General features: G+C 57.3%; 6 protein-coding genes and 1 pseudogene. 5 read left to right on the top strand and 2 right to left on the bottom strand.

Annotated elements, in window-relative coordinates:
* From HP459_RS17340 to HP459_RS17330, 3 genes are all read left to right on the top strand, one after another.
* Nucleotides 1-2,736 (top strand): valine--tRNA ligase (locus HP459_RS17340; protein WP_171936539.1); only part of this gene is annotated, 2,736 nt, incomplete at its 5' end.
* Between the two features lie 123 nt (nt 2,737-2,859).
* On the top strand, nt 2,860-3,363 hold the full coding sequence (locus HP459_RS17335; RefSeq protein ID WP_003861887.1) for a GNAT family N-acetyltransferase: 504 nt from the start codon (nt 2,860-2,862) through the stop codon (nt 3,361-3,363).
* An 83-nt stretch (nt 3,364-3,446) separates the two neighbouring features.
* Nucleotides 3,447-4,466, top strand: coding sequence for an NAD(P)-dependent alcohol dehydrogenase (locus HP459_RS17330; RefSeq protein ID WP_022649538.1), 1,020 nt, complete (start codon nt 3,447-3,449; stop codon nt 4,464-4,466).
* 43 nt (nt 4,467-4,509) lie between these two features.
* Here HP459_RS17330 and HP459_RS17325 read toward each other — a convergent pair whose 3' ends face one another.
* Nucleotides 4,510-6,150, bottom strand: a complete 1,641-nt coding sequence (locus HP459_RS17325) for a dihydroxyacetone kinase subunit DhaK (RefSeq protein ID WP_038416798.1) — start codon at nt 6,148-6,150, stop codon at nt 4,510-4,512.
* A gap of 137 nt (nt 6,151-6,287) precedes the next feature.
* Here HP459_RS17325 and HP459_RS17320 point away from each other — a divergent pair, with 137 nt between their 5' ends.
* Nucleotides 6,288-7,790 carry a helicase HerA-like C-terminal domain-containing protein gene (locus tag HP459_RS17320; protein WP_022649540.1) on the top strand — a complete coding sequence of 501 codons (1,503 nt, stop codon included), beginning with the start codon at nt 6,288-6,290 and terminating at the stop codon, nt 7,788-7,790.
* Here HP459_RS17320 and HP459_RS17315 read toward each other — a convergent pair.
* Entirely contained in the window at nt 7,770-8,711 is a 942-nt protein-coding gene (locus HP459_RS17315; RefSeq protein WP_100148649.1) for a TIGR01212 family radical SAM protein, read from the bottom strand. The genes HP459_RS17320 and HP459_RS17315 overlap by 21 nt on opposite strands.
* A gap of 687 nt (nt 8,712-9,398) precedes the next feature.
* Here HP459_RS17315 and gltB point away from each other — a divergent pair.
* Nucleotides 9,399-10,343, top strand: a pseudogene (gene gltB, locus HP459_RS17310) (glutamate synthase large subunit); the annotation flags it as partial.

The following is a 10,343-nucleotide window of genomic DNA, read 5'->3' as shown; positions in this document are numbered from 1 at the left end:
CCGCCGAACGTCACCGGCAGTTTGCATATGGGGCATGCTTTCCAGCAGACCATCATGGATACCATGATCCGCTACCAGCGTATGCAGGGTAAAAACACCCTGTGGCAGGCGGGGACTGACCACGCGGGTATCGCGACCCAGATGGTGGTTGAGCGTAAAATTGCCGCTGAAGAGGGTAAAACCCGCCACGACTACGGTCGCGACGCGTTTATCGACAAAATCTGGCAGTGGAAAGCGGAATCCGGCGGCACCATTACCCGTCAGATGCGCCGTCTCGGCAACTCCGTGGACTGGGAGCGTGAGCGCTTCACCATGGATGAAGGCCTGTCCAACGCCGTGAAAGAAGTCTTCGTGCGCCTGTACAAAGAAGACCTGATTTACCGTGGCAAACGCCTGGTCAACTGGGACCCGAAACTGCGTACCGCCATCTCTGACCTGGAAGTGGAAAACCGCGAGTCTAAAGGCTCCATGTGGCACATCCGCTATCCGCTGGCCGACGGCGCGAAAACCGCCGACGGTAAAGATTACCTGGTGGTGGCGACCACCCGTCCGGAAACCCTGCTGGGCGATACCGGCGTGGCCGTTAACCCGGAAGATCCGCGCTATAAAGATCTGATCGGCAAATTTGTGGTGCTGCCGCTGGTGAACCGCCGTATTCCGATTGTGGGCGACGAACACGCCGACATGGAAAAAGGCACCGGCTGCGTGAAAATTACCCCGGCGCACGACTTTAACGACTATGAAGTCGGTCGTCGTCATCAACTTCCGATGATCAACATTCTGACCTTCGACGGCGATATCCGCGAAAGCGCAGAAGTGTACGACACCAAAGGCAACGAATCCGACGTTTATTCCAGCGACATCCCGGCTGAGTTCCAGAAGCTGGAGCGCTTTGCCGCGCGTAAAGCCGTCGTAGCCGCCGTGGACGCGCTCGGCCTGCTGGAAGAGATTAAACCTCACGATCTGACCGTGCCGTACGGCGACCGTGGCGGCGTGGTTATCGAGCCAATGCTGACCGACCAGTGGTACGTGCGTGCCGACGTGCTGGCGAAACCGGCTGTGGAAGCGGTTGAGAACGGCAGCATTCAGTTCGTGCCGAAGCAGTACGAAAACATGTACTTCTCCTGGATGCGCGATATTCAGGACTGGTGTATCTCCCGTCAGCTGTGGTGGGGTCACCGTATCCCGGCGTGGTACGACAATGAAGGCAACGTCTACGTTGGCCGCACCGAAGAGGAAGTGCGTCAGGAAAACAACCTGGGCGCTGACGTTGCGCTGCGCCAGGACGAAGACGTGCTGGATACCTGGTTCTCTTCCGCGCTGTGGACCTTCTCGACCCTCGGCTGGCCGGAAAACACCGACGCGCTGCGTCAGTTCCACCCAACCAGCGTGATGGTCTCCGGCTTCGACATCATCTTCTTCTGGATCGCCCGCATGATCATGATGACCATGCACTTCATCAAAGACGAAGATGGCAAGCCGCAGGTTCCGTTCCATACCGTTTACATGACCGGCCTGATCCGCGACGACGAAGGCCAGAAGATGTCCAAATCCAAGGGTAACGTTATCGACCCGCTGGACATGGTTGATGGTATCTCTCTGGAAGAGCTGCTGGAAAAACGTACCGGCAACATGATGCAGCCGCAGCTGGCGGAGAAAATCCGCAAGCGTACCGAGAAGCAGTTCCCGAACGGGATCGAATCTCACGGTACCGACGCCCTGCGCTTCACCCTGGCGGCGCTGGCCTCCACCGGTCGTGACATCAACTGGGATATGAAGCGTCTCGAAGGTTACCGTAACTTCTGTAACAAGCTGTGGAACGCCAGCCGCTTCGTGTTGATGAACACCGAAGATCAGGATTGCGGATTTAACGGCGGCGAAATGACCCTGTCTCTGGCAGACCGCTGGATCCTGGCGGAATTTAACCAGACGGTGAAATCGTTCCGCGACGCGCTGGACAGCTACCGCTTCGACATCGCGGCAGGCATCCTGTACGAATTCACCTGGAACCAGTTCTGTGACTGGTATCTGGAGCTGGCGAAGCCGGTCATGAACGGCGGCACTGAGGCGGAGCTGCGCGGTACGCGTAATACGCTGATTACCGTCCTGGAAGGTCTGCTGCGCCTTGCGCACCCGATCATTCCGTTCATCACCGAAACCATCTGGCAGCGCGTGAAGGTAATTGCCGGTATAAACGCCGATACCATCATGCTCCAGCCGTTCCCGGCATTCGACGCCGCGAAAGTGGATGAAGCCGCGTCTGCGGATACCGAGTGGCTGAAACAGGCGATCGTTGCGGTACGTAACATCCGCGCGGAAATGAACATCGCTCCGGGTAAACCACTGGAGCTGCTGCTGCGCGGTTGCAGCGAAGCTGCCGTTCGTCGCGTCACCGAGAACAACACCTTCCTGAAAACCATGGCGCGTCTGGAAAGCATCACCGTGCTGCCTGCCGATGATAAAGGTCCGGTTTCCGTCACCAAAATCATCGATGGCGCGGAGCTGTTGATCCCGATGGCGGGCCTGATCGACAAAGACGCTGAGCTGGCTCGTCTGGCGAAAGAAGTGGCGAAAGTCGACGTGGAAATTGGCAAAATCGAAAGCAAACTGGCGAACGAGGGCTTTGTGGCCCGCGCGCCGGAAGCGGTCATCGCCAAAGAGCGTGAGCGTCTGGTTGCCTTCGCCGATGCGAAGACCAAACTGATCGAGCAGCAGGCGGTTATCGCAGCCCTGTAATGCTTTTACCCCTTACGCTTCGGGGCGTAAGGGGTATCCTTCCTGAAAACTCCTCGCTTGCACTCCCCTTTCTGCGGTGCTATTAACAGCAGTTGTGTGTCAATTTTTGTCATGAGTAATGCTATGAGCGTGATTACCCCCGTCGCGACGACAATGCGTCGGATCACTGAGCAGGACAACCCGGCTATCGCCGCCGTTATCCGCACGGTATCGGCCGAATATGGCCTGACCGCCGACAAAGGCTACACCGTGGCCGACCCAAATCTGGACGAACTTTTTCAGCTGTACAGCCAGCCGGGCCATGCCTATTGGGTCATCGAGCAGGACGGCCAGGTCGTGGGCGGCGGCGGCATTGCCCCCCTGCTCTGCAGCGAGCCGGATATCTGTGAACTCCAGAAAATGTATTTCCTGCCAACGATACGCGGACAAGGCCTGGCGAAAAAGCTGGCGCTGGTCGCCCTGGAACATGCACGCTCACAGGGCTTTAAACGTTGCTACCTTGAAACCACCGCTTTCCTTAAAGAGGCCATTGGCCTGTATGAGCATCTGGGCTTTGAGCATATCGATGCCCCACTGGGCTGCACGGGCCACGTGGACTGCGAAGTCAGGATGCTGAAAAGTCTGTAAGTTTTGTTCCTGCCGTCTTCTGTTAAGCGTCTGTAAACTGAATGCTCTACACTCACAGTTCACACCAAAACAGGGGAAACGCGATGTCGAAGATAAAAAGCTACGCCGCACCGCAGGCGGGTGCAGAACTTGAGCTGTACGAGTACGATGCGGGCGAACTAAAAGCGGAAGACGTCGAAGTACAGGTGGATTACTGCGGGATCTGCCATTCAGACCTCTCGATGATCGACAATGAATGGGGCTTTTCCAGCTATCCGCTGGTTGCCGGGCACGAAGTCATTGGCCGCGTCGTTGCGCTCGGCAGCGCCGCGCAGGACAAAGGGCTGAAAGTGGGCCAGCGCGTGGGTATCGGCTGGACGGCACGCAGCTGCGGCCACTGCGACGCCTGTATTAGCGGTAACCAGATCAACTGCCTTGAGGGCGCTACGCCGACCATCCTGAACAAGGGTGGTTTCGCCGATAAACTACGCGCCGACTGGCAATGGGTTATCCCGCTGCCGGACAGCATTGATATTGAATCAGCAGGTCCGCTACTGTGTGGCGGTATCACCGTATTTAAACCGCTACTGATGCATCACGTAACTGCCACCAGCCGCGTGGGCGTGATCGGTATTGGCGGGCTGGGGCATATTGCCATCAAACTGCTGCACGCGATGGGCTGTGAAGTGACGGCGTTCAGCTCTAACCCGGCGAAAGAGCAGGAAGTGCTGGCGATGGGTGCGGATAAAGTGGTGAACAGTCGCGATCCCGAGGCGCTCACCGCCCTGGCAGGCCAGTTTGACCTGATCATCAACACCGTCAACGTCGATCTCGACTGGCAGCCGTACTTTGAAGCCCTGGCCTACGGCGGTAACTTCCACACCGTGGGTGCGGTGATGAAGCCGCTGCCGGTTCCGGCGTTTACCCTGATCGGCGGCGATCGCAGCGTATCCGGATCTGCTACCGGCACGCCATATGAGTTACGCAAGCTGATGAAGTTTGCCGGACGCACAAAAGTGGCACCCACCACCGAACTGTATCCGATGTCAAAAATCAACGAAGCAATCCAGCACGTGCGCGACGGCAAGGCCCGCTACCGCGTAGTGTTGAAAGCGGATTTCTGATGTGAGTTTGCCGGGTGGCGGCTTCGCCTGACCCGGCCTACTTTCACTGCCGCGCCAATACGTTAAGTACTTCTGCCACCGCGACCGCTCCCGGATCCATCACCCCATCCAGGTTCTCTTTATTGACATACGACGAGCGTCCCGCGCCGGCTTTCGCCATTTTTGCCGTTGCTTCGGCGCCCTGCTGCGCAGCCTGCGCCGCCGTCCGCAGATCGCCATCCCTTAACGCCTCCAGCGCCGGTTGCAGGGCGTCGATCAGCGTGCGATCCCCAAGATCGGCCCCGCCATACTGCTTCATCTGCGCCAGTCCGCTCAACAATGCTTCTGGTAGCGGCTGTCCATCGTGAAGCTTTTGTCCTGCCGCCGTGAAGAAGATCGACATCAGCACCCCGCTCGACCCGCCCATTACCGTAGCCAGCCGCTCCCCCACCAGCAGGAGTAATGTCGGCACGTCGTTAAGGGGCAGGTTGTTCTCCTCAAGTCGCTGCGCAATATCCCGCGCCCCTTGCGCAAAGGTGGAGCCCGTATCGCCATCGCCTACTTTGGCATCCAGCGCGTTGAGGCGGTTTTCCAGCTGGATCAATGTCTTCGTTACCGAAGCGACGGCCTCGCTCACCTGCGGATTGTCCGATGGGGTATATTCCACGCGGTCATGAAGGGCGCTATGGGGGACGGTACGCAGGGGCGCGAACGCGACGGGCTTCTGCCAGCCCAGCGTCTCGACCTCGGCGTGTATCGCCTTCTCGAAGAAATCGCTGAGCTTTAACAGCGTTAGCGAAAACCCTTTCATATCCAGCGCACTCACCAGCGGCGCCGGGCCAATCAGATACGCTATGTTCTCTTTCAGCGCCGAATGCGCCAGCTCTTTGGTGAGCAGAGCCATCTCAAGCGCTGACACGCCGCCGAGGTTGTTGATCAGCACCGCAAAGCGCCCGTCACCCGCCTGCGCGCGTAACGGCGTCACCAGCGTGTCGATAATGGCTTTGCTGTTTTGCGTATCCACGACGGAAGCTCCCGGCTCGCCGTGAATGCCCAAACCCAGCTCGACATGGCCTTGTTTTATGCGCCCCTCTTCATCATCGCTGCCCGGCAGGTTGCACGTTTGCATCGCCACGCCCAGGCTCCAGAGGTTATCGCAGGCCTGTTGCGCTATATCCCGCACGTCGTTTAGCGATTTCCCCTGCTCTGCCGCATATCCCGCAATCTTATGCACCAGCGCCGTTCCCGCGATACCACGCGGCTGCTTGTTATCCGGCAGGGCAATATCATCCGCGACGATAACCATCTCCACCTTCAGGCCGTAGCGTTTGGCTTTTTCCGCCGCCAGGCCAAAGTTAAGCCGGTCGCCGGTGTAGTTTTTCACAATCAGCAGGCAGCCACGATCGCCCGTCACCGCCACAATGGCATTGAGGACCGCATCCACGCTTGGGGAGGCGAACAAATCGCCACACACCGCTGCGGTAAGCATGCCTTTACCGACGAACCCGGCATGTGCCGGTTCATGGCCGGAGCCGCCACCGGAGATCACCGCCACGCGGCTTTTATCCCAGTCGCCGCGTGCCACCACGCGGATGGCCGGATCGATATCCAGTTTGACGAGATTACCGTGCGGCGCGGAGAGAAGTATGCCTTCAATGGCATCGTTGACAAGCTGTTTGCGGTCGTTAAAAAAGAATCTGGACATAGTTTCCCAAAATTTTGTTTACCGTATGCAAAAGCATAGTCCGCACTGGATAATGCGCCGCAAAGTGAGGAATTTACGCAGACATTTTGCCGTCAGGTTGCCTATACTCCACCCAGGACTACGAGAGGACGTGCATCATGAGTACACCATTGTTAATCGCCAGGACGCTGGAAAAAGAGCTGTTTTTACTGCCCGCGATGGCGAACCGTCATGGCCTGATCACAGGCGCGACCGGGACGGGAAAAACCGTCACCCTGCAAAAGCTGGCTGAGTCGTTGTCCGAGGCTGGCGTGCCGGTTTTTATGGCTGACGTGAAGGGCGATTTAACCGGGGTGGCTCAGGAAGGCACGGCGTCAGAAAAACTGCTCGAGCGCCTGAAAAATATCGGCATCACGGACTGGACGCCGCACGGTAATCCAGTGGTGGTCTGGGATATCTTCGGCGAAAAAGGGCATCCGGTGCGCGCCACCGTCTCCGACCTCGGCCCTTTGCTGCTGGCCCGTCTGCTTAATCTTAACGACGTGCAGTCCGGGGTGCTGAACATTATTTTCCGTATCGCCGACGATCAGGGCTTACTGCTGCTCGACTTCAAAGATCTGCGCGCCATCACCCAGTACATTGGCGATAACGCCAAATCCTTCCAGAACCAGTACGGCAATATCAGCAGCGCCTCGGTGGGCGCCATTCAGCGCGGGCTCCTGACGCTGGAGCAACAGGGCGCCGAGCATTTCTTCGGCGAGCCAATGCTGGATATCAAAGACTGGATGCGCACCGACAGCAGCGGCAAAGGCATCATCAACATTCTGAGCGCAGAGAAGCTCTACCAGATGCCGAAGCTCTACGCCGCCAGCCTGCTGTGGATGCTCTCTGAACTCTACGAACAACTGCCGGAAGCAGGCGATCTGGAAAAACCCAAACTGGTGTTCTTCTTTGACGAAGCGCACCTGTTGTTTAACGACGCGCCGCAGGTGCTGCTGGATAAAATTGAACAGGTTATCCGCCTGATCCGCTCCAAAGGCGTCGGGGTCTGGTTTGTGTCGCAAAACCCGTCGGATATTCCGGACAACGTACTGGGGCAACTGGGTAACCGCGTGCAGCACGCCCTGCGCGCCTTTACGCCGAAAGATCAAAAAGCGGTGAAAGCCGCGGCGCAAACCATGCGTGCCAATCCGGCCTTTGATACCGAAACCGCCATTCAGGCGCTGGGCACCGGTGAAGCGCTGATTTCGTTCCTCGATGCAAAAGGCAGCCCGACAGTTGTCGAGCGCGCGATGGTGATTGCGCCCTGCTCGCGCATGGGGCCAGTAACGGACGATGAACGCAACGGCCTGATCAACCACTCCCCGGTGTACGGGAAGTATGAAGACGAGGTGGATCGCGAATCCGCGTTCGAGATGCTGCAAAAAGGGGTGCAGGCGACTGCCGAATCGCAGAATGCGCCTGCCGCCAAAGGGCAATCTGTAGCCGTGGACGACGGCATTCTCGGCGGGCTGAAAGATATTCTGTTCGGCAGCACCGGGCCGCGCGGCGGCAAACGCGATGGCGTGGTGCAGACCATGGCAAAAAGCGCGACGCGTCAGATTACCAACCAGATAGTGCGCGGCATGCTGGGAAGTCTGTTAGGCGGCCGTCGCCGGTAGCGGTGGAACCCACGGGCGGCCAAGCGCCGACCCCTGTACGCCGTTCTCCTGTAGATAGCGGTCGATTTCCAGCATCCCCGTCCAGCGGTTCTCACACCAGAGCGGTGCCAGAAGCGTTGGGCGGCGGGCGCTTGCCGAGATGCGGTGGTAAACAATCTCCGGCGGCGTGTGGCGAATCATCTCCCCCGCCGTCACCGTATAGTCGTCGAGTTCGATACCATTTAATCGCCCCGCTTCCCAGGCTTTCGCCATAATGCTTCCCGTAACGATATGCAGCGGGTGCAGCTTAATGCCGTCCACGCCGGTCTCGACGACTTTTTCCAGCGTTTCAAGGCCATGCTGCTGCCCTTCTCCCGGCAAGCCGACAATCAGATGCGAGCAGACTTTTAATCCACGCTCGCGGGCGAGACGCGTGGTGCGCTGGTAGCAGGCAAAATCATGCCCGCGATTGATACGGTGCAGGGTTTTGTCGTGCGCGGTCTGCAAGCCCAGCTCCAGCCAGATCTCGTAGCCCTTCTCTTTGTACTCGCTAAGTAAATCCAGCACGGCGTCCGGCACGCAGTCCGGACGCGTCCCCACGCACAGCCCGACAATGTTCGCTTGAGCAACCGCCTGTTGATACATAGCGCGCAGCACCTGCACCTCCGCCCACGTGCTGGTGTAGGCCTGGAAATAGGCCAGATATTGCTTCGCGCGGTTCACCAGACTCGCCTGATGGGCGAGCTGTTCAGCGATAGATTTATGCTGTTGAGCTTCATCAGCAAACGAGGCCACGTTACAGAAGGTGCAGCCACCACGCCCGATGGTGCCATCGCGGTTCGGACAGCTAAAGCCGCCGTGCAGCGTCAGTTTGTGAACCTTTTGTCCGTAGCGCTGCAAAAGATCCCCACCAAACATATTGACTAATTTCTGTAACTGCATAATCTGATAGACCGTCCCGAAGAAAGGGGACAAGCCTGCCATTTTTAGCCTCTGTCGGCGATGACCTGGATCAATCGCCCTGGACGGCCTTTATCTATTTGAATAAATAATCACGATTACCGAGATTTCATTCACCCTGCACGTAATTACTTTTCCTTATGTTCTGATGGTTTTTTTCATTTATAGCGCCAGGTCTGAAAAACAGTGATTTTATGCGGGTTTGAATGCCACCCCAGATTATTATTCTGCTATAAATCTGCATTTCAGCACGCTGCATTGATAATACCGCTTTCATATAGTGAGTCAGATCACACTCCCCTGCACCTTCCCGGCGCTTTAAGTGGTTGTAAAAATAGTGAAATCATCAATAAAAACAACAACATGACCACTCTTTAGCACATTTTTGTATAAATAAGATTGCCATTTGACCTGTGTACCAATTCCCGATAAGTTGGAAATCCGCTGGAAGCTTTCTGGATGAGCGGCCTGCTCATCATATTTATGCAGTAATTGAGATTCCCTCTGAAGCAAGTCCTCAAACTTGTTTACCTGCGCGAAAGGATGAAAAAGAGGGCGAATGCGAGGTCCGCGTATGAAACGCTAACCCCGTCGCCATGCTCTTTCTGCGCCTGTGCGCCACGGTAAAGTTCAGTGGGAAGCCCGACGAGCCTGGGGAGGTTCACTGATATGTTGTACGATAAATCCCTTGAGAAGGATAACTGTGGTTTCGGCCTGATCGCCCACATAGAAGGCGAACCTAGCCACAAGGTAGTGCGTACTGCTATTCACGCACTGGCCCGTATGCAGCACCGTGGCGCCATCCTTGCCGATGGTAAAACCGGCGACGGTTGCGGTCTGCTGCTGCAAAAACCGGATCGTTTCTTCCGCATCGTGGCGGAAGAGCGCGGCTGGCGTTTAGCTAAAAACTACGCTGTCGGTATGCTGTTCCTGAATCAGGATCCTGAAAAAGCTGCCGCGTCACGCCGCATCGTTGAAGAAGAACTTCAGCGTGAAACCCTGTCGATTGTCGGCTGGCGCGATGTGCCAACCAACGAAGGGGTGCTCGGTGAAATCGCCCTCTCCTCGCTGCCTCGTATTGAACAGATTTTCGTCAACGCGCCTGCGGGCTGGCGTCCGCGTGATATGGAACGCCGTCTGTTTATTGCCCGCCGCCGCATTGAAAAACGTCTTCAGGACGATAAAGAGTTCTACGTCTGTAGCCTCTCTAACCTGGTGAACATCTATAAAGGTCTGTGCATGCCGGCTGACCTGCCGCGCTTCTACCTGGACCTGGCGGATCTGCGTCTGGAATCGGCCATTTGCCTGTTCCACCAGCGCTTCTCCACCAACACCGTTCCACGCTGGCCGCTGGCTCAGCCGTTCCGCTACCTGGCGCACAACGGTGAGATCAACACCATCACCGGTAACCGCCAGTGGGCCCGCGCCCGTACCTATAAGTTCCAGACCCCGCTGATCCCGGACCTGCACGATGCCGCGCCGTTCGTGAACGAAACCGGCTCGGACTCCAGCTCAATGGATAACATGCTGGAACTGCTGCTGGCGGGCGGGATGGATATCGTGCGCGCCATGCGTCTGCTTGTACCGCCGGCCTGGCAGAACAACCCGGATATG

The organism is Enterobacter sp. CM29, assembly GCF_013179605.1.
GTDB classification, from domain to species: Bacteria; Pseudomonadota; Gammaproteobacteria; order Enterobacterales; family Enterobacteriaceae; genus Enterobacter; species Enterobacter intestinihominis.
This window is presented reverse-complemented; position numbering and strand designations above follow the sequence as displayed.